The organism is Microbacterium sp. NPDC064978, assembly GCF_044543605.1.
In the GTDB taxonomy this organism is placed as follows: domain Bacteria; phylum Actinomycetota; class Actinomycetes; order Actinomycetales; family Microbacteriaceae; genus Microbacterium; species Microbacterium meiriae.
This window is the reverse complement of sequence record NZ_JBITWF010000001.1, coordinates 693,599-717,493: the sequence shown is the minus strand read 5'-3', so window position 1 is coordinate 717,493 and position 23,895 is coordinate 693,599. Positions and strand designations below refer to the sequence as shown.

At 70.5% G+C, this 23,895-nt stretch carries 17 protein-coding genes; 11 read left to right on the top strand and 6 right to left on the bottom strand.

What is annotated here, in order from left to right; all coding sequences use genetic code 11:
• The first annotated feature begins 74 nt into the window (after positions 1 to 74).
• The 3 genes from ACIGJI_RS03745 to ACIGJI_RS03735 all read left to right on the top strand — a co-directional run bounded on the left by ACIGJI_RS03745 (position 75) and on the right by ACIGJI_RS03735 (position 5,509).
• A complete protein-coding gene (locus ACIGJI_RS03745; protein ID WP_363444508.1) occupies positions 75 to 1,745 on the top strand; it encodes a SulP family inorganic anion transporter in 1,671 nt (556 codons plus the stop codon).
• A gap of 103 nt (positions 1,746 to 1,848) precedes the next feature.
• A complete protein-coding gene (locus ACIGJI_RS03740; RefSeq protein WP_363444505.1) occupies positions 1,849 to 2,880 on the top strand; it encodes an FUSC family protein in 1,032 nt (343 codons plus the stop codon).
• Positions 2,881 to 2,977: 97 nt separating this feature from the next.
• Positions 2,978 to 5,509 carry a LuxR C-terminal-related transcriptional regulator gene (locus ACIGJI_RS03735; RefSeq protein ID WP_363444502.1) on the top strand — a complete coding sequence of 844 codons (2,532 nt, stop codon included), beginning with the start codon at positions 2,978 to 2,980 and terminating at the stop codon, positions 5,507 to 5,509.
• A 23-nt stretch (positions 5,510 to 5,532) separates the two neighbouring features.
• Here the strand turns inward: ACIGJI_RS03735 and ACIGJI_RS03730 are convergent, their stop codons facing one another.
• From ACIGJI_RS03730 to ACIGJI_RS03715, 4 genes are all read right to left on the bottom strand, one after another.
• Entirely contained in the window at positions 5,533 to 7,875 is a 2,343-nt protein-coding gene (locus tag ACIGJI_RS03730) for an arylsulfatase (protein ID WP_363444499.1), read from the bottom strand.
• 122 nt (positions 7,876 to 7,997) lie between these two features.
• Positions 7,998 to 8,669 carry a GAP family protein gene (locus ACIGJI_RS03725; protein ID WP_363444497.1) on the bottom strand — a complete coding sequence of 224 codons (672 nt, stop codon included), beginning with the start codon at positions 8,667 to 8,669 and terminating at the stop codon, positions 7,998 to 8,000.
• A complete protein-coding gene (locus tag ACIGJI_RS03720) occupies positions 8,670 to 10,349 on the bottom strand; it encodes a solute carrier family 23 protein (protein ID WP_363444494.1) in 1,680 nt (559 codons plus the stop codon).
• 123 nt (positions 10,350 to 10,472) lie between these two features.
• Positions 10,473 to 11,609 carry an AI-2E family transporter gene (locus ACIGJI_RS03715; RefSeq protein ID WP_366243915.1) on the bottom strand — a complete coding sequence of 379 codons (1,137 nt, stop codon included), beginning with the start codon at positions 11,607 to 11,609 and terminating at the stop codon, positions 10,473 to 10,475.
• 127 nt (positions 11,610 to 11,736) lie between these two features.
• Here ACIGJI_RS03715 and ACIGJI_RS03710 point away from each other — a divergent pair, with 127 nt between their 5' ends.
• Positions 11,737 to 14,244 carry a LuxR C-terminal-related transcriptional regulator gene (locus ACIGJI_RS03710; protein ID WP_366243913.1) on the top strand — a complete coding sequence of 836 codons (2,508 nt, stop codon included), beginning with the start codon at positions 11,737 to 11,739 and terminating at the stop codon, positions 14,242 to 14,244.
• Between the two features lie 13 nt (positions 14,245 to 14,257).
• On the opposite strand, the gene ACIGJI_RS03705 is transcribed toward ACIGJI_RS03710, so the two are convergent.
• Positions 14,258 to 14,683 carry a DUF6325 family protein gene (locus tag ACIGJI_RS03705; RefSeq protein WP_363444485.1) on the bottom strand — a complete coding sequence of 142 codons (426 nt, stop codon included), beginning with the start codon at positions 14,681 to 14,683 and terminating at the stop codon, positions 14,258 to 14,260.
• A gap of 145 nt (positions 14,684 to 14,828) precedes the next feature.
• On the opposite strand from ACIGJI_RS03705, the gene ACIGJI_RS03700 reads away from it, so the two are divergent.
• From ACIGJI_RS03700 to ACIGJI_RS03680, 5 genes are all read left to right on the top strand, one after another.
• A complete protein-coding gene (locus ACIGJI_RS03700; RefSeq protein WP_259955235.1) occupies positions 14,829 to 15,263 on the top strand; it encodes a DUF6325 family protein in 435 nt (144 codons plus the stop codon).
• Position 15,264: 1 nt separating this feature from the next.
• Positions 15,265 to 15,606, top strand: coding sequence for an SHOCT domain-containing protein (locus ACIGJI_RS03695; protein ID WP_363444482.1), 342 nt, complete (start codon positions 15,265 to 15,267; stop codon positions 15,604 to 15,606).
• A 29-nt stretch (positions 15,607 to 15,635) separates the two neighbouring features.
• Positions 15,636 to 16,970, top strand: a complete 1,335-nt coding sequence (locus ACIGJI_RS03690; protein ID WP_363444479.1) for a hypothetical protein — start codon at positions 15,636 to 15,638, stop codon at positions 16,968 to 16,970.
• Between the two features lie 78 nt (positions 16,971 to 17,048).
• Positions 17,049 to 19,382 carry an arylsulfatase gene (locus ACIGJI_RS03685; protein ID WP_363444476.1) on the top strand — a complete coding sequence of 778 codons (2,334 nt, stop codon included), beginning with the start codon at positions 17,049 to 17,051 and terminating at the stop codon, positions 19,380 to 19,382.
• Positions 19,383 to 19,416: 34 nt separating this feature from the next.
• The gene (locus ACIGJI_RS03680) at positions 19,417 to 20,310 is read left to right on the top strand and encodes a formylglycine-generating enzyme family protein (protein WP_363444473.1); all 894 of its coding nucleotides are present in this window, start codon (positions 19,417 to 19,419) and stop codon (positions 20,308 to 20,310) included.
• A 19-nt stretch (positions 20,311 to 20,329) separates the two neighbouring features.
• On the opposite strand, the gene ACIGJI_RS03675 is transcribed toward ACIGJI_RS03680, so the two are convergent.
• Positions 20,330 to 21,262: an HAD family hydrolase gene (locus ACIGJI_RS03675; RefSeq protein ID WP_313366691.1), complete on the bottom strand. Its 933-nt coding sequence runs from the start codon at positions 21,260 to 21,262 to the stop codon at positions 20,330 to 20,332.
• A gap of 158 nt (positions 21,263 to 21,420) precedes the next feature.
• On the opposite strand from ACIGJI_RS03675, the gene ACIGJI_RS03670 reads away from it, so the two are divergent.
• Positions 21,421 to 21,630, top strand: a complete 210-nt coding sequence (locus ACIGJI_RS03670) for a heavy-metal-associated domain-containing protein (protein WP_025103117.1) — start codon at positions 21,421 to 21,423, stop codon at positions 21,628 to 21,630.
• Complete coding sequence (locus ACIGJI_RS03665; RefSeq protein WP_187663792.1) at positions 21,630 to 23,885, top strand: cation-translocating P-type ATPase; 2,256 nt, start codon at positions 21,630 to 21,632, stop codon at positions 23,883 to 23,885. Before ACIGJI_RS03670 ends, ACIGJI_RS03665 begins: the two co-directional genes overlap by 1 nt.
• The last annotated feature ends 10 nt before the right edge of the window (positions 23,886 to 23,895 follow it).

The following is a 23,895-nucleotide window of genomic DNA, read 5'->3' as shown; positions in this document are numbered from 1 at the left end:
TCCGCGACGCGTCCTCGGCCGGACGCCGCCGGAGCGTCGGCAGTACGCTTCCCTCGACGGCGGAGGGAGCCCCGATGAGCGCAGTGCGCAGACCGTCCTGGCTGCTGAGCACTCTGGACGGCTACCAGCGCCGGTGGATCGTGCGGGACGTCCTCGCCGGCCTCTCCGCGGGTGCGGTGGTGGTGCCGCAGGCCATGGCCTACGCGACGATCGCCGACCTCCCGGTGCAGGTCGGCCTCTACACGTGCATCGTGCCGATGCTCGTCTACGCTCTTCTGGGCGGCAGCAGGGCGATGAGTGTCTCGACGACCTCGACCATCGCCACCCTCACCGCGACGACGCTGGTCTCGGCGGGCGTCGCTGCGGGGTCGGACGACGCTCTCGGCGCGCTCATGATGCTCACCCTCCTGGTGGGGGCGGTGCTGCTGCTCGCGCGGGCGTGCCGCCTGGGCTCGCTCGTCGAGAACATCAGCGGAGCCACCGTGCTCGGACTGAAGATCGGGGTCGGGGCGACGGTGGCCGTGGGCCAGCTGCCGAAGCTCCTCGGAGAGTCGTTCGACTTCTCCGGCCACGGCTTCCTCCGGTCCCTGGTCGCCGTGGGAGGGGCGTTCGACAGCGTCAACGTGCCCACGCTGCTCCTCTCGACCGGATCCATCGCCACCCTCCTGCTCCTCAAGCGCTTCGCTCCGCGGGTGCCGGGCACCCTCGTCGTCGTCGCGGCCGGCATGCTGCTCGTCGGGGTCGGCGGGATCGATGAACTCGGGGTCGACCTCATCGCCCCGGTGGCCGGTGGTCTGCCCGTTCCGGGCATCCCTGACCTGTCCGAGGCCGCGGCCCTCGTGCCGGGAGCGCTCGCCATCGCCGTCATGGCCTTCCTCGAGTCCGCTGCCGTCGCGCGCAGCCTGCGCCAGGCGACGGAGCCGCAGATCGACAGCGACCAGGAGCTCTTCGCGACCGGGGCGGCGAACACCGTCGGCGCATTCTTCGCGGCCATGCCCGCAGCAGGCGGATTCTCGCAGAGCGCGGTCAACCAGGGAGCCGGCGCCCGCTCCCAGCTGGCGACGCTGACGACGGTCGCGCTGGCCGTCCTGGTCGCGCTCTTCCTCGCTCCTGTGCTCAGCCTGCTGCCGGAGGCGACGCTGGCCGCCATGGTCTTCACGGCGGTGGCCGGACTCATCAACATCCCCGAGCTCGTGCGGTGGGCGCGCATCAGCAGAGTGGACTTCTGGGTCGCGACCGCGGTCGCGGCGATCGGCCTCACGGCGGGACTCCTTCCTGCGGTGGCCGTCGGGGTCGTGGTGACCCTCGTCCTCGTCTTGCGGGAGCTCAACATCCCCCGGGTCCGGGTCGTGGGGCGGAGGGGGAGTGCTCTCGGTCTGGAACCGGAACGGGGGCTGTACACCGCGAACGCGCTCGCCAACCAGCGGCTCATCGTCCAGACGGTCGCGGCTCAGGCCGAGCCGGTGCGGACGCTCGTGCTCGGGCTGCCGCAGCAGGTGGTGATGTCCATCACCGTGCTCGACACCCTGGAGGCGCTCGACCGGGAGCTGGCTCAACTCGGTGTGCAGCTCCACCTCGCGGCTCTGCCGGAGGAGGCGTCCGTCGTCGCGGCGCGGACCCCTTGGTACGCCGGGCTGGTGGAGGCGGGCCGCGTGCACCCTGCCGTCGATGTCGGGCTCCGGGCCGCGGCGGACCGGGAGGAGCGCGGGGGCGTTCACCCGGGTGAAGTGCCCGACGAGCGGTGACGCGCGGTCATCGCCTGCCTAGGCTGACGGCACGAGGGATCCGTGGGGCGATCGATACCGGGGAGAGCATGCCCGACCGCAGCCGGAACCGGAGAGCGAGACGATGATGGCGGCGCGCGGGGGACTGACGTGGCGGTGGTCGCGGTTCGGTCTCGGCGTCCTGTACGCCGTGCCTCCGATCGCGGTCGCACCGTTCGACCCCGCTCTCGCGCTGGCGCTGAGCATCGGGGTCCTGCCCGCGGCCGTCATCGGACTGCCCCCGCGGCGGCGGGCCCGCTCGGCGATCCCGGTGCTGGGGGCGCTGGTGGCGCTGGGGCTCCTGCTCGGCGCCACCCTCTCCCTCGTACCGATCTTCGCCGTGCTCGCCCTGGCCGTGCTGGCGGTGCTGGCCAGCATGCTCGCCGCGCGGGAGCGCGCCGGACAGCTCGCTCTGACCCTTGTCCTGCCCATGGTCGGGATCGGTCTGAGCTTCCCCCTGTCTTCGACGACGCTCCTTCTGGCGGGCGCGATCGTCACGGGTTCGATCTACGCGTGGCTCATCGCGCTTCTGTGGCCGGAGCACGGGGCGGGTGCGCGGGCCCCGGCGGCCATGCCCAAGGGGCGAGCCCTGCTGATCTACGGGATTCTCCTGGGCGCCGCCGCGGGGACGGCGGCCGCCATCGGCTTCGCGACCGGGGTCGAGCACGTGGGCTGGGCGACGGGCGCCGTGCTGCTCGTGATGCGTCCCGTGCGCGGGCAGCTCGTCCTCCGCAGCGTCGGTCGGGCGGCGTCGGTGCTCATCGGAGCGCTGGCGGCCGCCGGTTTCGCGTTGCTGTCTCCGAGTGGTGCGGTGATCGGCCTCGCGATCGGCGTCGTGCTGGGGTGTCTCGGCGCGGTCCAGGAGAGCCGGTGGTATGTCGCCCCCGCCTTCACGACCTTCCTCGTCCTGACCCTGCTGCTGTCGACATCGGCCGAGTCGCCGACCGCGCGCTTCCTGGAGCGGGACCCTCGAGACGTTCCTGGGCGTGGCCCTCGCGCTGTTCTTCGGGGCGCTGGTGCCGGCGTTGTTGGCGATCCGACGGCCGGTGCGCGCCGGAGTCACCGAGTGAGCCCGGTCCGCGATACCTCTTGCGGGACCGCTCCCACCTTGCAATAGACTGCCCGCGAGGGGGAGCAAGATCGAAATCGGGGGGTTTCGAGTGCTGCACGATGTACGGAGGGCGGGAACGGACGAGAGTCCCCTACCCGCTGCGGTGAAGGGCGAGGTCCGTCGAGAGCGCCTGCTCTCGCGATTGACGGCCGCGATGGACGGGCCGTGGACGCTCACGCTCGTGAGCGCGCCGGCAGGATCAGGCAAGACCAGGCTGCTGTTGCAGTGGGCGCAGGATCTCCGCGCCGATGCGGAGATCGCGCTCGTCTGGGTGTCGCTGGAGCGCGGGGAGGCGGACCTGCCGCTCGTGCGTGCGGCCCTCGAGCGGATCGACGATCCCGGGTTGCAGGACGCGCTGTCCCAGGTGTCCTCCCTGCGGTCCGCGGCCACGGCGCGGGCGCTCGCCCGGGCCCTCAGCGAGGCGAGGGGGCGCATCGTCATCGTCGTCGACGACGTGCACCGTGTGGAGGACGAGGAGACCGCGCAGCTGATCTCGACGTTCGTGCAGAACGCCCCGGGCAACGTGCACGTGGTGCTCTCCGGACGAGGGACGAGAGCCATCCCTCTGGCGCGTCGACGCATCGCGGGGGTGGCACTCGAACTGGACGCCCGCGCGCTCGCGTTCGACCCGACCGAGGTCAGGGCGTTCTTCCGCACGCGGGGTATCCGGCTCTCCCAGGGGGAGATCAGCTCCGTGCTCTCCCGAACCGAGGGATGGGCGACCGGCCTGCAGCTCATGATGCTCGACGCCGCGGGGGCGCAGACCGTGCTCTCCCGTCCGCTCCGCGGAGACGCCCCCGAAGTCGCGGACTACTTCGTCGAGGAGGTCCTCGGCGACCTGGACGGCGAGCTCCGGACTTTCCTGGAGGCGACGGCGGTCGTGGAGACCTTCACCGCCGAACTCGCCGCAGTGCTCTCGGAAGCCGGGGTCGTGACGGCCCTGATCGACCGGCTGCTCCGCCTCACCGTGCTCGCGGGACCCGACGCCGCGGACCCGCCCCGCTACCACTATCCGCCACTGCTGCGGGAGTTCCTCCTCGGCCGGCTGCGGGAAGGCGGCCCCGACCGAGAGGAGCAGCTCCACCGTCGGGCGGCGGACTGGTTCGCCGCGCGACGGGAGCCTCTCCTCGCCTTGCGGCACGCGGTCCGCGGTGGGGAGACGGCCTGCACGACCGGCGTCCTGCGGCGCTGTGGGATGCAGCTCGTGCTGGACGGCCGCGCGGACGCGGTGCGGCAGGTGATGGCGGAGCTGCCGGCTGCCCTGCGATCGGTGCCGACGGTGCGGATGCTGATCGCCGCGGCGGAGTTGTCCTGCGGGGACCCGTCGGCCGCCGTGATCGTGCCGTCCGTCGACGCGGGGGAGTCCGACGTCGACCGTCGGTGGCGGCACGGGATCGAACTCCACACCGCGTTGCGCCGGGGCGGGATCGCCGAGGCGCTCGACGGGGCGGGCGCCGCCCTCCGCGGCCTCAGCGGAGAGGAGCAGCTCGACACCTACGCCCTCCTGGAGGCCGCGACGGCGGAGCTCTACATCGGACGGCTGGATCAGGCGGAGGCGACCGCGCGACTCGCGGGGGATCTCGCGCGAGCGATCGGGGCGCGCGCGGCGGAGCTTCAGGCCGAAGCTGTCCTCGCCACCAGCGTGCTGTTCCGCGGGAGGCTCCGCGACGCCATCGTCGCGGGAGCCGCTCTCGAGCACCGCTGGCACGAGTTCGACGAGCCGGACAATCCCTTCTTCGAGGTGACGCGGGTCTGGCGTTTCTGGGCACCCTACGAGGGCATGCAGACCATCGACGAGGCGCAGACCCTGCACACGGCGGCGCGGGTGATCGCCGACGGCGGAGAGACCGCGATCGCGCGGGGCCTGCAGGGGATGCGCGGGCTGCTCGAGGCGGACCGGTCCGCGGATCCCCGCGAGGCGGCCGTGCGGCTCCTGGACACCCTGACCCCCCGTGATGATCTGCCGCTTCCGCCGCACTGGTACGCCATGATGGCGCCCTTCGCCGTCCATGCCTTCGACCGGCTGGGGGAGCCGACGCTCCGCGACCGTTTCATCACCGACATGGAGGACGCGCTCGGGGATACGGGGGATGTGCTCGTGCTCCGCGCGATCGCCGCCGTGCACGACCGCCGGGACGGCATCGCCCGGGGTGCGCTGGCGTCGGTGCTGGAGGGGGCGACCCCGTGTCTGCTTCCTGCGTCGATGATCGACGCGTGGCTGGTGGAAGCCGAGCTCGACGTGCACGACGGGGAGCCGGATCGGGCGCAGTTGGCGCTCGCGACCGCCCTCGCCCTCGCGGAGCCGGAGGACCATGTGCGCCGCATCGCCGAAGCGGGACCCGTCGTGTCGCGGCTGCTCGCGGCCCGGGCGACGGTCGGGGCGCGCACGCACTTCGCCGATCGGGTGCGAGAGCGGCTCGCCGCCGCCGGGGTCCTCGTCGAGGAGGAGCTGACGCAGCGCGAGCGCATCGTGCTGAGCGCCTTGAGTCGCAACGCCACGCTGCGCCAGATCGCACAGCAGGAGTACATCTCGCCGAACACGGTGAAGACGCACGTGCGCAACATCTATCGCAAGCTGGGCGTCCCGGACCGCGACGGGGTGACGGCGGCCGCCCAGGCCCTCGGACTGCTCTGAGGGCCGGGGCGGCCGCCGGGCCGTCAGTCGCGGGCCATGGCGGCCGCCAGGTGCGCCTCCAGGTCGAGATAGGCGTCGTCGGCGATGTCGAACACGACCTGGGCGATGCTCCCGCCGCGGAAGTCGAATCCGTATCCGTACAGGGACGACACGGGGTCGGCGCTGTCCCGTCCGATCGTCAGGCCCTCCCCGCAGAGCGAGAAGTGACCGAGGACCGTGCGGATCTGCTTCTCGTCGACCTTCTCCTCGTCGATGTAGAGCCGCGCGGGCCCGACGCCCTCCCGGTACTCGCCCATGCCCTCCTTGACGAAGTCGACCCCGATGATGTGCTTCCCGGAGGTGGGGGCGGGGCCGGAGATGCGGTCCTCCGGCGGGATCCCGAGGAAGTTGTAGACGTAATGGATCTGACCGTCCTTGACCACCAGAGCGTGGCCGCCGAACCGGGAGCCGTGCGCGAAGATGACGCCCTCGGTGTCGGGCGTGAAATCGACCTCCGCCGCGATCTTGAAGGAGACGCCGTGGGTGTTCGCCGCCGACCGCTCCGGCACCTCGCTGGTCCCCGGATAGTAGACGAACCGGCCGGAGGGCGGCGCGGGCTGATGGAACTCCATCGCCACGAAGGTCTCGAAGTCCTTCGGGTTCCCGATGATCTGGAGGTCGTTCAGCGGGAGCACCGCGTTGGCCTTCGCCTCTTCCATCCAGAGCGCCTTGAGCTCCTCGAGCTTGTCCGGGTGCTCCGCGGCGAGGTTGACGGCCTCGGCGCGGTCGACGTCGGTGTGGTACAGCTCCCATTCGTCCTCGTCGAAGTGCCCCGTGCCGCTGATCGGGCCGTGGACGGTGACGGCCTTCCAGCCGTGGTGCCAGATGCCGCGCTGCCCGAACATCTCGTAGTACTGCGTCTCCTTCTCCGTGGGTGCCTCCGGCGCCGCGTCGAACGAGTACGCCATCGAGACGCCGGACAACGGCGTCTGCTCGATGCCGTTGTACACCTCTGGGAACTCGACGCCGCAGGCCTCGAGGATCGTCGGCACGATGTCAGTGGAGTGGTGGTACTGATGACGGACCTCTCCACGCGCGCTGATGCCGGCCGGCCAGTGGATCACCAACGGATCGCAGACGCCGCCCTGGTAGGTATAGCGCTTGAACATCTTGTAGGGCGTCGAGAAGGCGGCGGCCCAGCCCGTCGGGTAGTGGTTGTAGGTGTCGGGGGAGCCGAGCTTGTCGACCATGCGCAGGTTCTCGGCCTCGTCGTCCGGGTACCCGCCGAAGATCTTGCCCTCGTTGACCGAGCCGTTCGGGCTGCCCTCTCCGGAGGCGCCGTTGTCGGCGCAGTAGATGATGAGGGTGTTGTCCAGCTGTCCCGACTCCTCGAGGTAGTCGACGATACGGCCGACCTGGGCATCGGTGTACTCGCTGAATCCGGCGTAGACCTCGGCCATGCGCGAGAACATCGCCTTCTCCTCGGCATCCAGGGAGTCCCACGGGCGTACTTCGTCGGCGGCCGAGAACGAGCCTTCCGGCATCGGGTTGAGCGGGGTGAGCTCGGTGCCCTCCGGGACGATGCCCTTCTCGATCATCCGGGCCAGTACCCACGCGCGGTACGCCTCGTAGCCGTCGTCGAACATGCCCTTGTACTTGTCGATGTACTCCTGCGGGGCGTGGTGCGGGGCGTGGTTCGCGCCGGGGCAGAACCAGAGGTACCAGGGCTTGTCCGGCTCCGTCTGCTTGACGTCGCGGATCATCGACAGCGCCTGATCGGCGAGGTCCTTCGACAGGTGGTAGCCGTCTTCGGGGAGGGCGGGCTGGTCGATGTAGTGGTTGTCCTCGGCGAGGGAGGGATACCAGTTGTTGGTCTCACCGCCGATGAAGCCGTAGAAGCGGTCGTAGCCCTGCGCCAGCGGCCAGTGCTTCTTGGAGGCGCCGGCCGTCCACTCGTCGATCGGGACGTTGTGATTCTTGCCCACCCAGAACGTCGACCAGCCGGCGTCGCGCAGGACGTGGGCCATGGTCGTGTTCGAGTCGGGGATGTGGGAGTTGTATCCGGGGAACCCCGTGGACGACTCCGAGATCGTCGCGAAGCCGTTCAGGTGGTGGTTGCGCCCGGTGAGGAACGTCGAGCGGGTCGGCGAGCAGAGCGCCGTCGTGTGCCACTGGGAGTAGGTCAGACCGTTCTGCGCCAGGCGATCCATGGTCGGCATGTTGATGCGTCCGCCGTACGGGGACCACGCCGCCATGCCGGTGTCGTCGTACAGGACGACGAGAACGTTGGGTGCTCCCTCTCGTGGCTTCGCCGGGAGGAAGGCCTCCCAGTCGGCCTCCGAATCGCGGACGTCGAGTTCGATCCTGCCCTGGAAGTCACGGGCCATGTCCATCTCCTTCATCTCTGCCGAACCGCCTTTCCCCGCACAGTACTGCCGCGCCGGCGCCGTGGTCACGGATGCGAGCCGCGTTCATCCGGGTGATCTCCTCGGCCAGCCGGACGCTGTGCTCAGAAGCTGCCGATGCCCTTGCCGATCATGGACACGCCGATGACGAGCAGCAGCACGGCCATGATGACCGCGTTCTCGGCGGCGAGCCAACCGCGCAGGGCGTCGAGCGGCGCGCGAAGTCGTGCGGCGGCGACGAGATAGCCGATGACGGGAACGAGGACCGTCGATGCCCCGATCAGCGTGAAGACGGCGATCACGAGGATCGTGGAGCCCCCGTCCAGCGACGCGCTGCCGATGTCGACGCCGGCGCCGGCCGCCAGGAGGAGGTTCTTCGGGTTCACCGCCGACAGCAGGAGCCCGAGACCGAGGGCGGTGCCGAACGACATCGTGTCGATCGCCTTCATCCATGACGGCAGGGCCGCGGGCTGCCCCGCTTTCGGGCGTTTGCGCCACTGACCGACGGCCAGGACCAGCAGCAGGAGGCCGAGGATGAGCTGGATGACGCCGCGGATCGGCCGGGAGGCGTCAGGATCCTCCTCCGGAAGCACGGCGGAGAGCAGGGTGAAGACGGTGACCGCGGCGACGATGCCCACGATCCATCCCAGGAGGAACCCGATGCTCGTGACCCGCGCCTTCGGGGACAGGAGCATGAGGATCGCGGCGATGATCGGCACGGGGCTGATCGCGACACCCACGGCGAGGGGGAGGATCTCCCCGATGACGGCATCCATTCAGCTGCCCTTCCTGTGCGGAGCCGGCGAGGCGGCATCGGTCGGCGAGAGGTCGGTGATCGCCGCGCGGTTGGTCGCGTAGACGGTCTCCCGGTCGAGGAGGCCCAGGGTGCGGAGGCGGCGGAGAGTGTTCGGACGGACGCGGCTGAAGGCCAGCGAGATCGACTGGGTGTCGAGCCACTCCCGGAGCGCCTGGAAGGCCTCGGCTCCGGTGACGTCGACGTCCGTGACGGCTTCCATGTCGATCACGACATGCTGGACGGCGGAGGGGCCCGCGGTGCGGACCGCGTCCTTCACGGCCGCGGAGAACACAGCGCCGTTCGCGAAGAACAGCGGGGCCGCGAGCCGGACGACGATGACCCCCGGTGCGGTGGTCGTGCCGGCGGCAGCATCCTCCAACAGGGATTCCCCGGGGTCGCCCGAGGTTTCCAGCACGTCGATCGCCGGATGGGAGGCGCGTTGCGCGAGATTGATGAGGGCGAGCACGAAGGCCACGACGATTCCCGCGATCGACCCGACGAACAGTGTCACGAGGAAGCAGACGGCACCGATGACGAACTCGAACCGATCCAGCCGCCACAGCCGGATGAAGTCGCGGATGCCGAGGAGTGGGATGATCGCCACGCCGACGATGGCGCCGATCGCCGGGGAGGGGATGTCGGCGAGGAGCGCGGTGCCGAAGAGCAGCAGCAGGAGCGTCCCGACCGCGAGCACGAGCGCGGGGAGCTGCGTGCGCGAGCCCGCCTGGTCCATCGCGGCGGTGCGCGAGGTCGAGGACCCGACCGCGAAGCTGCCCTGAGCGCCGGCCGCGACGTTCGCGACGCCGAACGCCAGCAGATCGCGGTTGGCGTGGAACGGGTAGCGGTGCTTCTCGGAGTACGAGCGCGACACGAGCAGGCCCTCCGCCGTGGTCACGAGGGTCAGGGCGATCGCGGAGGGGATGAGGGCGAGCCACAGCGACCAGTCGATGACCGGCCAGGTGAGCGCGGGAGGGCCGGCGGGGACCTCGCCGAGCACATCCACGCCCCGTCCGTCGAGGCCGGTGAGGACGACCACGACGGTCGTCGCGACGAGCACGATCAGCGCCCAGGGGACGGCGCGGAGGTAGCGCTGTCCGACGAGTAGCACCGCGACGGAGACGGCGGCGAGGAGCACGGACCAGCCATTGAGCGAGGGGAGACCTGTGACCAGCGCGACGACCTTGTCCACGAACTCCGCACCGGAGTCGATCTTCACGCCGAGCATCTTCGCGATCTGGCTGACCATGATGTCCAGGGCCAGGCCTCCGACGAAGCCGACGAGGATCGGCTTGGACAGGAAATTCGCCAGGAACCCGAGCTTGAAGACGGCGAGCAGCAGGAACATCCCGCCGCAGAGGATCGCCTGGGCGAGGGCGAGGGTGGCGTAGTCGGCGCTCCCGGCGACCGCGAGCCCGCCGATGGAGGAGGCCACCAGCGCGGCGGCGGCGGCATCGGGGGAGGCGACCAGCTGACGCGACGACACCACGAGCGCATAGACGACGGTCGGGATGATCAGCGCGTACAGTCCGGCGGTGGCGGGGAGCCCCGCGATCTGCGCGTATCCGATGTTGAGGGGGATGGCGATCGCCAGAAGGGTGACTCCCGCGGTGAGCTCGGTCGCGAGGTTGCGTCGGGTCAGGCCCGCGAGCGGACGCGGCATCCGGTCTCCCTTCCCGCCCGATGGATGGTTCCGGCTTCAATATGGCATCGACGGCAGCCGACGACCAGAGGGTCGGAGAGCCTCGCCCTGGTGATTTCGGATGAACGTGTCGCCCGCGCCGCGTCAGCGTCGTCGGAATCGGCGTCGGGTGGGCACCGCGGAGGGCTCAGGGGTCGGAGCCGGCGCCGGGAGGGCGGTGCGGTCGCCGCTCACCCAGCGCACCCACGTGGAGCCCGGGTCGCCCTCCAGGACGAGGGCGCGCACGAGCAGGGTGAGCGGGATGGAGAGGATGGCGCCAAGCGGCCCGATCACGAAGGTCCAGAAGATCACGGAGAAGAAGCTCAGCGTGAGGCTCAGGTCGACGGCGTCGCTGACGAACTTGGGCTGGACGAGCACCTGGAGCACGACGTTGACCACGCAGTACACGGCGATGACGCCGAGCAGCAGCGGCCAGCCGCCCACCACGAAGGCGAGGATCGCGGGCGGGATGAGTCCCAGCACGAAGCCGATGTTCGGGATGAAGTTCGTCACGAAAGCGAGGATCGCCCAGACGACCGGGGCGGGAACGCCCATCCACCAGAGCGCGAGGCCGTCGATGATCGCCACGACGGCGCCGAACGCGGCATTGACGACGTAGTACCGGCGGACCCCCGTCTGCAGGCGGGCGATGCGCTGCAGCGCCGGGCCGTGCGTGGCGCCGAAGAGTGCAGGTGCCGTCCGGTAGCGAGCGGCATCCGCCGCGAGGAAGATGATGTAGGCGCAGGCGAAGAACAGGGCGGTGGCGACTCCGAGCACCGCGCTGCCCAGGCTCCCCGCCACACCGAGCAGGGTCTCGGGGTCGAGGACCGAGGCTGCGGCATCCGCCGCCTCCTGATCGAGTCCGAGGGACTGCAACCAGGCGACGATCTGATCGGCGGCGCGCACCAGCCCGTCCTGAGACGCGAGGTCGCCGACCAGACGGGCGAACTGGGTGCCGGCGAGCCACAGCAGCGCCGCCATCGCCAGCAGGATCACGTAGGCGAGCACGATCACGGCGGTCGTCCCCACCCAGGCGGGCCGACCGGGGCGCTGGAACGGACGGCGGATCGGTTCGCAGATCACCACGATGACGATCGCGAGGGCCAAGGGACCGAAGACCTCACGCGCCAGCGAGACGCCGGCGAGGACGATCGCGCTCGCCGCCAGGATCAGCAAGGTCCGCAAGGCGGGCGAGGACGCGCGGTCTGCCGCGGGGCCGGAAGGAGTCGGGAGCGAGGTCACGCGGCCAGCGTAGTCCCCGGCACTTTCATCCGGGTGATTGCGGGCCCACCCCCTGGAAGGGCGCTCGGGCCCGTGGTTTCGTGTTGCCATGCCGCCTCCCGTACGTTCCACGAGGCCGGGACCGGCGATGCGTTTCCGGCCGCCCGCCCCGCCCATCGGCGTCCTGCCGCGGGAACGCGTGACCGCAGCGATCACGGCGGCCGTGGAGGCCGACGGGGTGACGGTTCTCAGCGCGCCCAGCGGCTACGGCAAGACGACGGCGGTCATGGCCTGGGCGGTGGCGCGCGACGACGTCGCCTGGCTCACGCTGAGCGCCTCGGACGACGATCCCGCGCTGCTGACGTCCGGGGTGGTGAATGCGCTGGCGCTCGCCGCCGAGCGCACGGGGCGCGCGTTCGCCGTCCGCCGCGATATCGAGGATCCGATGCGCGCCTACCGGCAGATCTGCGCGGCGCTTCAGGACGCCGAGCATCCGATGCACCTCATCGTGGACGACGCACACCGTGCCGGCGAGTCCTGGCGGGAGGGACTTCTCGGCCTCCTCGCCGATCAGCCTCCGGACGGACTGCACCTCGTCCTCGTCGGGACCACGTTGATCGAGGTCACCCTGTCCCGCCATCGACTCATGCATCCCGGATCGTTCGTCGGCGTGGAGACGCTCCGGTTCTCGACGGACGAGATCCGTCGTCTGCTGCGGTCGGTGCCCCGAGGTCTCGATGCGACCGCCGTGCGAGAGGAGACCGGCGGGTGGCCCATAGCGGTACGGCTCGTCCTCGTGGGAGGTGCGCTGCCGTCGACGGCCGCGTCCACGGCCGCGTCGTTCCTCGGCGAGTACGTCCGCGAGCACGTGCTGGACGCGTTGCCGCCCGCGCTCGCCGACTTCGTGCTCGACGGCACCGCCTGCGCGGAACTCACCCCGGAGACCGCCGCACTCGTGACGGCGAGGGAGGACGCCGCCGACCTCCTGGAGAGCTGCGTCCGACTCGGCCTCTTCCTGGACCGGTTCGACGGCCCGAACGGCCCGACGTACCGGTGGCACCCCGCGTTCGCGCGTCGGTGCGCCGACCTCGCGCGGACGGATGCCGGCCGTTTCGCCACCGTGCACCGCCGGGCCGCCCGTGCTCTGGAGCACACGGATCCGATCGCCGCCGTGACGCACGCGCGGCGCGCCGGGGATCGCGCCGGTGCCAGGGCCATCCTCCTCCGGCACTGGTTGGGCCTCGTGGTCGGCTCCTCGGCCGGGGACGTGGAGCGGACGGCGACGACTCTCCTGCGCGACAACCCGGACGATCCGCACCTGCTGCTCGTGCTAGCCGGGGCCAGCGATGTCCTCGGGGACCATCGTGTCGCCCGGGAGCTGTGCCGACGGGCCGAGGCCATCCTCGACCGCACGCCGGGGGAGGCCGCCCCTGCCGTCCTCCTCATCGTCCGCCTGCTGCTCGCGGAGTCGTCCGTCGAGGTGGCGGTGTCCGGTCCCGAGATCCGCGCGCTGCTCGATGCCGAGGACGACAGGATGTACGGCGGTCGGGTGGCGCTCAACCACCTGCTGGGGTGGACCGCGCTGCGCAGTCGCGAATCGCCGGACCTCGCGATCGAGTACTTCTCTGCGGCGGCGCGCGAGGCGCAGGAAGCGGGCGACCGGGAGCTCACGTCCCGCGCTGTCGGACATCTCGCCTATGGCCTCGCCACCTCCGGTCGGCTCACGGAGGCCGCGACCGTGCTCGCCGAGGCCGAGAGCACCCGCGAGACTCTTCTTCCGCGGAACACCTTCGCGCGCGGCAGCGCCATGGCCGCCGCGGGGTGGGTCGCGTACTGGTCCGGCGAGGCGGAGGAGGCGGTCCGGATCTTCGACGCGGCACGGGAGGAAGCCGCATCCGGCCGCGACCTCGCCGGGCATGCACGCATGATGGGCGCCTATTCGGCCGCGCTCACAGGAGACCCCGCGATATGTCGCCGGGCGGCCATCGGCGTGCAGGAACTCCCCATCGACGTCGTGCAGGGGGTGGCGTGGCCGGCGTTCCGAGAGTCGTCGGTGGCCCTGCTCGAAGAGGCGGTGGGGCGGAGGGAGCGCGCACTGCGCATCGCGAAGAAGTACGCGAGCGGTACCGACCTCCCGCGCGTGGGCGTCGCCCTGTCCGGAATCCTGCGTCGCGCCGAGGATCACGCTGCGGCGCTGGAGATGCTGCGATCGTTGCGGGGCGCCTCCGAGCTGTCGTACGTCAAGGCCGCCACCTTGATCACCGCGGCTGCGCTGCGGAGGGCGACCGGCCACCAGGAGGACGCGCATGACCTGTGCGAGGCCGCACTCGCCGTCGCGTCCGCGGAGAACCTCGTCGTGCTCTTCGGTCCGCGGGAGGTCGCGGTGCGCCGGCTGCTGCAGGCGCATGTGCATCACGGCACGCAGTTCGAGGAGTTCATCGAGACATGCCTCGCCGTCGACGCGGTCGGATCCGTGACCGATCGGCTGTCGGAGCGGGAACGCGACGTCTTCCACCAGATGCAGACGGCGCGCACGCTACCGGAGATCGCGCAGGAACTCTCCGTGTCGGTCAACACGGTGAAGACGCATCAACGCGCGATCTACCGCAAGCTCGGGGTGTCGTCCCGGCGGGAGGCCGTCCACGCCATGGTGTGAGCGGTGAGCCGTCTCACGACGCTGCGCCCAGGGTCGCCGTCAGGGCGGCGTTCGCGACCGCGGAGGGGATCGCCTGCGTCGCCAGGATCCGATCGCCGCCGTCCTCGACCTCGCGGACGAACCGGACGTCCCAGCACTGTTCGACGAGGATCACGGCGGCGACCGAGCCGACGGGGACCCAGGGGAGGAAGTGTCCGACGTCTTCGACGCAGATGAGTCCGGGCGCATACAGGCGGAGACCGGCGAGCGCGAAGTCGTCGCCGTCGATCTCCGTGATGCGGTGTGCGTCGGCGTCCCGCCGCACCACGAGGAAGTCCAGCACGCGCAGGGTGCCTGCTTCGACCTGCCGCAGGAGTGGCTCGAGAACCGGTGGTCCCGGGTGCTCGCGGCGGAGCTCGATCACGACGAACGCGACGTCGCCCAGCACCCGGCTTCTCATGACCGCCCTCGATCCTCCATCACTCCGTCCTTGATGGTGACAGCCGCGCGAGAGCCCGAGTACCCCCTCTCACCCGGAGCGGGTGAGAGGGGGTACGCGCCCCACGGTCGCGGTGCCATCCTGTTGCCGGACGAAGGGTGGCGACATGAAGGAGTTCCGATTCGGGCCCGTCGAGTTCTACCTCGTGGGCTTCGACGGCGACCGGCCGGACCCGGCGACGTTCGGGGCGCTGACCGACCTCGTGTCGAGCGGTGTCGTGCGCGTGCTGGACTTCGTGCTGGTGACGAGGACGGCGGACGGGGAGCTCGACATCCTCGAACTGGACGAGGGCGACGGGTCCCCGGCGCTCGGCGGGCTCGAGCCGATCGTCGCCGGACTCGCGAGTGAGGACGACGTCCTCGCTCTGGCGGAGGTCGTGCCACCGGGACGATCCGCGGCCGTGGTGGTCCTGGAACTCCTGTTCGCCCGGACCCTGGCCCAGGATGTCGCCGCCGCGGGAGGCCAGGTGCTGCGCACCGAGCGCATTCCGGCTCCCGTCGTGAACGCGGTGATGGACATCCTCGAACAGGAAGGTGAATGACATGCCCTTGCGGAGATTCGGCCGGCCGGGGCTCATCGGTCTCGCCGCACGGACCGCGGTGGTCGCCGGAACGGCGACCGCGGTGCAGGGAGCCGCCATGCGGCACCAGGAGCGCCGCGCGCAGAGCGAGTACGAGCAGCAGCAGTATGAGGCCGCCCAGCAACAGGCCCAGAGGGACGACGCGGCCCGCACCGCGGCTGCGCAGTATGCGCCGCCGGCGTCCCCGCCGCCCGCACCGGCGGACGACCTGATCGCCAAGCTGCAGGAGCTCGGGTCGCTGAAGGCCTCCGGTGTGCTGACGGAGGAGGAGTTCACCGCGGCGAAGCAGAAGCTGCTGGGCTGAGCGCCCGCGACGATCGAGACGAGGCGCCCATGAGCGAGATCGACGATCTGCGGGAACGATTGCGCGCGCTGGAGCAGGAGAACGAGGAGCTGCGTCGCCCTCGACGTCGGGTCTCGGCCCGGAGCATCATCGCCGGGATCGTGCTCGTCGTCGCAGTGCTCCTCGCACCGATCGCGGCGATGGGGACGTGGGCGCGGCTGCAGCTCGTCGATGCGGATCGGTTCGTCGCGACGTTCGCTCCACTGGCCCAGGACCCGGACGTCCAGGACTTCGTCGCCGATCAGGTGACGACCGCCATCGATGAGCAGGTCGACCTGGATGCGGTGGTCGGAGAGCTCTTCGATGGGCTGCGCGCCCTCGATCTGCCGCCCCGTGCCACAGCCGCCCTCGGGCTCCTGGAAGCACCGGCCGCGTCCGGGCTGTCGTCGCTGATCGACGGTGTCGTGCACGAGGTGGTGTCGTCGCCGCAGTTCGCCGACATCTGGGCGGAGTCGCTGCGCTTCACGCATGAGCGTGCCGTCGCGATCCTCCAGGACGACCCGGGCACCGCACTGCAGCTGAGCGACGACGGCGTGCTCTCGGTGGACGTGGGGGCGGTCGTGGAACGCGTCAAGGAGGCTCTCGCCGAGCGTGGGGCCGGCGTGGCCGACCTCATCCCCGTGATCGATCGCACCATCCCGGTGGTGCAGGCGGACGCCCTCGCGTTGGTGCGCACGGTCTACCAGATCGCGGTGGCCGCAGGGTTCTGGTTGCCCTGGGTCGTGCTCGGCCTCGTCGTGCTCGGCGTGCTGCTGGCGGTGGACCGGCCGCGCGCGCTGTTCTGGATGAGCGCGGGCTTCGCCGTCGTCTTCCTGCTCCTCGCCGCGGGGATGGGGATCGGACGCGGGTTCTTCGTCAGCGCCGTCAGTCCGTCGATCATGACGGCTGCGGCGGCCGAATCCCTCTTCGATCAGCTCACGGCGCTCCTCGGGTCCACCATCGTCGCCCTCGCTCTCGTCGGCGTGCTCATCGCGCTCTGGGCCTGGCTGGCCGGATCGAGCCGCAGCGCCTCGACGGTGCGCGGTGCGACCGAGAGCGGCTTCGGGGCGCTGCGCGAGGCGGCGGAGGTTCGGGGGATATCCACGGGACGATTCGGGCGGGCGGTCGACCGCTATCGGGGCGCGATCCTCATCGCGGGGATGGCGATCGGTGTGCTCATCCTCGGGGCGACGCGCCCTGTGACCTTCGGTGCCGTGGTCGGCGTGGCGATCGGCGTCCTCGTGCTGACGGTCCTCGTGGAACTGCTGCGCCGTCCGGACTCCGCAGCGGATGAGACGGACGAGCCGGTCGAGGATGACGCCACTGAGATCACCCTTCCCGGGTGAGAACCGTTGTCCACACGGACGCCGGCTCGGAAGACTCGTGCCGAGGAGCGCGGACGCGCCCTGAACGAAGGAGAGACGATGTCGGAATTCAACGCAGACTTCTCGGGCGAGATCACGCTGGACGTCCGCGACTCCCGTCCCGACTGGTCGCCGTACGAGCTGCGGAAGGCGCCGGACGGAGCACCGAACGTCCTCGTCGTGCTCTACGACGACACCGGGCTCGCCTCCTGGTCGCCGTACGGCGGTCGCATCGCGATGCCGACCATGGATCGTCTGGCCGCCGGGGGCCTCACCTACACGCAGTGGCACACCACGGCGCTGTGCTCGCCGACGCGGTCCACCATGCTCACGGGGCGCAACCACCACGTCAATCGCGCCGGCGTGATCATGGAGGGCACCAACGGCTTCCCGGGCTTCGCGGGACGGCTCCCGGCGGAGTGCGCGACGATCGGGCAGGTGCTGCAGGAGAACGGCTACAGCACGTTCTGGCTCGGCAAAGACCACAACGTCCCGGAGGAGGACATCGCGCCGGGAGGCAGCCGCTCGATGTGGCCGCTGCAGCTCGGGTTCGACCGGTTCTACGGCTTCCTCGGTGGCGAGACGAACAACTGGTACCCCGATCTCGTCGAGGACAACCACTTCATCGAGCAGCCGTACCGCCCCGAGGACGGGTATCACCTGTCGAAGGATCTCGCCGACCAGGCGCTCGCGATGATCCGGAACCAGCAGGCTTCGAACCCCTCGAAGCCCTGGTACATGTGGTTCTGTCCCGGCGCGAACCACGCTCCGCACCACGCGCCGCAGGAGTACATCGACAAGTACAAGGGTGCTTTCGACGACGGCTACGACGCCTATCGCGAGTGGGTGCTCGCCCGCATGATCGAGAAGGGCGTGCTGCCGGAGGGCACGCGGCTGACGCCGCTCAATCCGCTGCCGGAGGACGCGGCGAACCCGGCCGACCACGTGCGCCCCTGGGCGGAGCTGAACGACGACGAGCGGAGGCTGTTCGCCCGCATGGCGGAGGTGTTCGCGGGCTTCTCCGAGTACACGGATGCCCAGGTCGGTCGGATCGTGGACTACCTGGAGGAGACGGGGCAGCTGGACAACACGATCATCTTCTACTGCGCCGACAACGGCGCCTCGGGAGAGGGATCACCGGACGGCTCCGTGAACGAGAACAAGTTCTTCAACGGCTACCCCGACGATCTCGCCGAGAACCTCGCGATGATCGACACCCTCGGCTCCGCGGACACCTACAACCACTATCCGACCGGGTGGGCGGCCGCGTTCTCCACGCCGTTCCAGATGTTCAAGCGCTATTCCCAGTACTCCGGCGGCACCTGCGACCCGATGGTCGTGCACTGGCCGAAGGGGATCGCGGCGAAGGGGGAGCTGCGCCACCAGTACCACCACTCGGTGGACGTCGTGGCGACAGTGCTCGACGTCATCGGCATCGAGATGCCGGAGTCCTACCGTGGGGTGCCGCAGAGACCGCTCGACGGCGTCTCGATGAAGTCGTCCTTCGACGCGGCGCCGGACGGTCCGACGCAGAAGACGGTGCAGTACTACTCGATGCTCGGCACGAGGGGCATCTGGAAGGACGGCTGGAAGGCCGCCGCCGTACACGCGCCGCTGAGCGGCAAGGGCCACTTCGACGACGACGTCTGGGAGCTGTATCACGTGGCGGAGGACCGTTCCGAGTCGAACGACCTCGCCGCGACCCACCCGGAGAAGCTGCAGGAGCTCATCACCGCATGGTTCGCCGAGGCGGAGGCGAACTTCGCCCTTCCGCTCGATGACCGCTCCGCTCGCGAGATCCTGACGGTCCCGCGGCCCCAGGCCGAGGCGCCCCGGGATCGGTATGTGTACTTCCCCGGCACCGCGGCGGTACCGGAGAGCGTCGCGGTGAACGTCCGAGGGCGCTCCTACAAGATCATCGCCGACGTCGTGCTCGACGAGGGTGCCGAGGGCGTGCTCTTCGCGCACGGCTCGCGCTTCGGCGGGCACTCGCTGTTCCTCAAGGACAACAGGCTCGTCTACGTGTACAACTTCCTCGGCATCCCGCCGGAGCAGTCGTTCACCTCGGACGAGCTCACCCCCGGCCCGCATACCCTCGGCGTGGAGTTCGTCCGCGAGGGGGCGGGGGAGCACGGCGAGTCCGTCGGCACGACCACGCTGTACGTCGACGATCGCGCGGTGGCGTCCGGTCCGATGCGGGCGCAGGTCGGGAAGTTCACGCTCTGCGGCGACGGACTCTGCGTCGGGTGGGACAGCGCCGACCCGGTGAGCGCGCAGTACCGCAACCCGTTCCCGTTCACCGGCGGCAAGCTCCTGGGCGTGGCGGTGGACGTGAGCACGGAGCAGTATCTCGATATGGAACTCGAGGCAGCGGCGATGCTGTCGCGCGAGTGATCGACCGGAGCGGGCCGAGGCCTAGCATGAGGGCATGACGGCGATGATCGAGGTCCCCGGCGGCACGCTCCTCATGGGGTCGGACGAGTTCTACCCGGAGGAGGGGCCCGTCCACGAGCGGCGCGTGGAGCCGTTCACGCTGGACGAGCATCCCGTGACCAATCGCCAGTACGCGGCCTTCATCGAGGACACCGGCTACGTCACGATCGCCGAGCGGCCGATGGACCCTGCCGACTACCCAGGCGTGCACCCGGACGACCTCGTCCCCGGGGCCATGGTCTTCACGCCGACACGCGGTCCCGTCGACCTTCGCGACTGGCGTCAGTGGTGGCGGTGGGAGCCCGGGGCGTCCTGGCGGCACCCCTTCGGGCCGACCTCGTCGATCGATGACCGTCTCGATCATCCGGTCGTGCAGGTCGCGTACCCCGATGCCGTCGCCTACGCCGCGTGGGCCGGCAGGCGCCTGCCCACCGAGGCGGAGTGGGAATGGGCGGCGCGCGGTGGCCTCGTCGGTGCCCGCTTCGCCTGGGGGGAGGACACGAAGCCGGACGGCACCCTCATGGCGGATACCTGGCAGGGTGCCTTCCCGTACCGGAACGATGGCGCCGACGGGTGGATCGGCACCGCTCCGGTGGCCTCGTTCCCCGCCAACGGCTACGGCCTGCACGACATGATCGGCAACGTGTGGGAATGGACGGCGGACTATTGGACGCACCGACATGTACCGCCGGGAGCCGTGGGCGTCGAGGCCGGACATCGCGCGAGCCTGCTGTCCTCCGAGCCCGGGTCGCCCATCCCGCGCCGCGTGCTCAAGGGCGGTTCGCACCTCTGCGCTCCGGAGTACTGCCTCCGCTACCGCCCTGCGGCGCGATCGGCGCAGGCAGAGGACACCGCCATGACCCACATCGGCTTCCGCTGCGCCCTCTGACCGCCCGGCACTGCCGGACTCAGGCCGGGTCGGGGAACACGGACGCCCAGTCGTCCTTGACGCTGACCACGGTGTAGCCGCGGTCGTCGGCTGCGCGCAGGGCCTTCTCGGCTCCCGTGTCGTAGGGGGTGTCGTCGCGGCCCGCGTCGTCGTGATGGATCAGCAGCGCGAGTCCGCGGCGAGGGCCGCCGTGCGCGAAGTCGAGCATGGGCATGTCCCCGTTGGAGTTGCCGGCGGCGAGCAGCGGACGCCGACCGATCCGGCTCCAGATCCGCACCGGTTTCTCCGGACCGTCGTCGAAGAACGCCAGGGCGGACGAGTAGCGGACGCTGGCATCCTTCTCGTCGTAGGTGAGCCCGAGCGCCGAGCCGATCACGCGCTCAGGAGGGACGCCGTAGTTCGCCTGGGTCATCGGCCGCATGAAGTCGCGCTCGCCGCCGGAGACGATGTAGCAGGTGAAGCCATGGGCTTCGAGGTAGCGCAGCAGCTCCACCATCGGCGTGTACACGGAATCCGCGTACGGGCGACCGAGGATCGGGTGCTGCGCGGAGCGGTAGAACTCCGTGACCGAACGGGCGTAGTCCTCCACGCTGACACCGTCGGTCAGCCCCAGGAGCGCCTGGATGATGACACCGAGGTCGGAGTCGTCGCCGGCGTAGTGCTTGTCGATCGCGGTGCCGAGCCAGGCGAGGTCACCGGTCACCGCCGCGCGGTACGGCTGGTTCTCGGCGAGGGACGGGTCGCGGGTGGCCGCCTCGCGCCAGCGCTCGACCACGTAGTGCAGCTGGGTGGGCATGGGCTTCTCCGACCACAGTGTGCCGTCGTTGTCGAACACGGCGATCCGTTCTTCGACGGGGACGGCCTCCGGGCCTGTGGTCGCGGCGGCGACGAACGCCTCGATGGCGCGGCGCGTGGTGGTGTCCCGCCAGGATGACAGGGGAGTGGAGTCCATGACCGCGATCCTCCCAGGCGCGGCGTCGGATGCCGAGCGTCCCTCACCCGGAGCGGACGAGTCCCGTTGCCGCCCGGGCGTGCGGGAATACCCGCGGAGGGTATAAGGTTGTGCCGAAGGAGTACCCCAGGGGGGTATTCCGAGGAAAGGAAAGCATGATGAGCACGAGCGAGTACCAGGTCACCGGAATGACGTGCGGCCACTGCGAGATGGCGATCCGCGACGAGGTGTCGCGCATCCCCGGTGTCGAGGGTATCGATGTCAGCGCGCAGAGCGGGAGACTCGTGGTGCGCAGCTCCGCCCCCGTCGACGACACGGCCGTGCTGGCCGCCGTGGACGAGGCGGGCTACCAGGCGGTACGGTCCTGATGGACACCCCATCCGCGACCAGCGTGGAGCTGGAGATCGGCGGCATGACCTGCGCGTCGTGCGCGATGCGGATCGAGAAGAAGCTCAATCGTCTCGACGGCGTCACCGCCACCGTGAACTACGCGACCGAGAAGGCGAGCGTCACGGTGCCGGCGGGCGTCGACACCGCCCTGCTCATCGCCGAGGTCGAGAAGACCGGCTACACCGCCGTCGTCCCTGCGCCTCCCGCGCCGGAGGGTGCGCAGCCCGACGGAGAGCAGCCGGATCCGGAGCTCACCGCGCTGCGGCAGCGGCTGATCGCCGCCGTCGTGCTCACCGTCCCGGTCATCGCGATGGCGATGATCCCGGCGCTCCAGTTCACGTACTGGCAGTGGCTGTCGCTCGCGCTCGCGGGACCTGTGATCGTGTGGGCGGCCTGGCCGTTCCACAAGGCGGCCTGGATCAACCTCCGGCACGGAGCGGCCACGATGGACACGCTCATCTCGATGGGCACGCTCGCCGCGCTGCTGTGGTCGCTGTACGCGCTCTTCTTCGGCACCGCCGGGGTGCCAGGTATGACGCACCCGTTCGAGCTGACCGTGGCGCCCAGCGACGGTGCTGCCAACATCTACCTCGAGGTCGGAGCCGGGGTGACCACGTTCATCCTCGCCGGGCGCTACTTCGAGAAGCGCTCGAAGCGGCAGGCCGGTGCGGCGCTCCGCGCGCTGCTGGAACTCGGCGCGAAGGAGGTCGCCGTGCTCCGCGACGGCGTCGAGACGCGGATCCCGACGAGCGAGCTGCGGGTCGGGGACCAGTTCGTCGTGCGTCCAGGGGAGAAGATCGCCACCGACGGTGTCGTGGTCGGCGGCACGTCCGCGGTCGACGCCTCCATGCTCACCGGTGAGTCGGTGCCCGTGGAGGTCGGCGCGGGCGATGCCGTCACCGGAGCCACCGTGAACGCCGGCGGACGGCTGGTGGTCCGTGCGACCCGGGTCGGCGCCGACACCCAGCTCGCGCAGATGGCGCGGCTGGTAGAGGACGCGCAGACCGGGAAGGCCGAGGTCCAGAGGCTCGCGGACAAGGTCTCCGGGATCTTCGTGCCGATCGTGATCGTCATCGCCCTCGGCACGCTGGTGGCCTGGTTGGCGGCCGGATTCCCTGCGTCCGCCGCGTTCACCGCCGCGGTCGCGGTGCTCATCATCGCCTGCCCCTGCGCGCTGGGTCTGGCCACGCCGACCGCCCTGCTCGTCGGCACCGGTCGCGGCGCCCAGATGGGCATCCTCATCAAGGGCCCCGAGGTGCTGGAGTCGACCAGGAAGGTCGACACGATCGTGCTCGACAAGACGGGGACGGTCACCTCCGGTCGCATGACGCTGACCGCGGTGCACACCGACGACGGGGTGGAGCGCGAGGAGCTGCTGCGGCTGGCCGGCGCCCTCGAAGACGCCTCCGAGCACCCGATCGCTCAGGCTGTGGCGGCCGCGGCCACCCGCGAACTCGGCGCCCTGCCGGCCGTCGAGGAGTTCGGGAACATCGAGGGCAAGGGTGTCCAGGGCATCGTGGACGGTCACGCCGTCGTCGTGGGACGCACCTCGCTGCTCGCCGACTGGTCGCAGCACCTGTCCGCAGGGCTGAGAGCGGCCACGACCGAGGCGGAGGCTCAGGGCACGACCGCGATCGCGGTGGGCTGGGATGGCCGGGCCCGCGGAGTGCTCGTCGTCGCCGATACGGTCAAGGCCACGAGTGCGGAGGCGGTGGCGCAGCTCCGCGCACTGGGGCTGACCCCCGTCCTGCTCACCGGTGACAACCGCGTGGTGGCGGAGCAGATCGCACGCGAGGTCGGGATCACCGAGGTGATCGCCGAGGTGCTGCCCCAGGGCAAGGTCGACGTCGTGCGCCGGCTTCAGGACGAGGGCAAGGTCGTCGCGATGGTCGGGGACGGCGTGAACGACGCGGCGGCCCTCGCGCAGGCGGACCTCGGGATGGCGATGGGGACCGGAACCGACGCGGCGATCGAGGCGAGCGACATCACCCTCGTCCGCGGCGACCTCCGCAGTGCCGCCGACGCGATCCGCCTGTCCCGCCGCACGCTCGGCACGATCAAGGGCAACCTGTTCTGGGCCTTCGCCTACAACGTCGCGGCGATCCCGCTCGCGGCGCTCGGCCTGCTCAACCCCATGCTCGCCGGTGCGGCGATGGCGTTCTCCAGCGTCTTCGTCGTCGGCAACAGCCTCCGCCTGCGGTCCTTCCGCAGCAGGGCGGTGGACACCCCGTGAACGAACGACA

Bases quoted from the DNA above. Each gene is read 5' to 3' on its own strand.
- ACIGJI_RS03690 (WP_363444479.1), top strand. From the start codon at position 15,636: ATGAGCGAGATCGACGATCTGCGGGAACGATTGCGCGCGCTGGAGCAG.
- ACIGJI_RS03665 (WP_187663792.1), top strand. From the start codon at position 21,630: ATGGACACCCCATCCGCGACCAGCGTGGAGCTGGAGATCGGCGGCATG.
- ACIGJI_RS03675 (WP_313366691.1), bottom strand. From the start codon at position 21,262: ATGGACTCCACTCCCCTGTCATCCTGGCGGGACACCACCACGCGCCGC.
- ACIGJI_RS03710 (WP_366243913.1), top strand. From the start codon at position 11,737: ATGCGTTTCCGGCCGCCCGCCCCGCCCATCGGCGTCCTGCCGCGGGAA.
- ACIGJI_RS03705 (WP_363444485.1), bottom strand. From the start codon at position 14,683: ATGAGAAGCCGGGTGCTGGGCGACGTCGCGTTCGTCGTGATCGAGCTC.
- ACIGJI_RS03700 (WP_259955235.1), top strand. From the start codon at position 14,829: ATGAAGGAGTTCCGATTCGGGCCCGTCGAGTTCTACCTCGTGGGCTTC.
- ACIGJI_RS03745 (WP_363444508.1), top strand. From the start codon at position 75: ATGAGCGCAGTGCGCAGACCGTCCTGGCTGCTGAGCACTCTGGACGGC.
- ACIGJI_RS03680 (WP_363444473.1), top strand. From the start codon at position 19,417: ATGACGGCGATGATCGAGGTCCCCGGCGGCACGCTCCTCATGGGGTCG.
- ACIGJI_RS03695 (WP_363444482.1), top strand. From the start codon at position 15,265: ATGCCCTTGCGGAGATTCGGCCGGCCGGGGCTCATCGGTCTCGCCGCA.
- ACIGJI_RS03725 (WP_363444497.1), bottom strand. From the start codon at position 8,669: ATGGATGCCGTCATCGGGGAGATCCTCCCCCTCGCCGTGGGTGTCGCG.
- ACIGJI_RS03740 (WP_363444505.1), top strand. From the start codon at position 1,849: ATGATGGCGGCGCGCGGGGGACTGACGTGGCGGTGGTCGCGGTTCGGT.
- ACIGJI_RS03685 (WP_363444476.1), top strand. From the start codon at position 17,049: ATGTCGGAATTCAACGCAGACTTCTCGGGCGAGATCACGCTGGACGTC.
- ACIGJI_RS03730 (WP_363444499.1), bottom strand. From the start codon at position 7,875: ATGGCCCGTGACTTCCAGGGCAGGATCGAACTCGACGTCCGCGATTCG.
- ACIGJI_RS03670 (WP_025103117.1), top strand. From the start codon at position 21,421: ATGAGCACGAGCGAGTACCAGGTCACCGGAATGACGTGCGGCCACTGC.
- ACIGJI_RS03720 (WP_363444494.1), bottom strand. From the start codon at position 10,349: ATGCCGCGTCCGCTCGCGGGCCTGACCCGACGCAACCTCGCGACCGAG.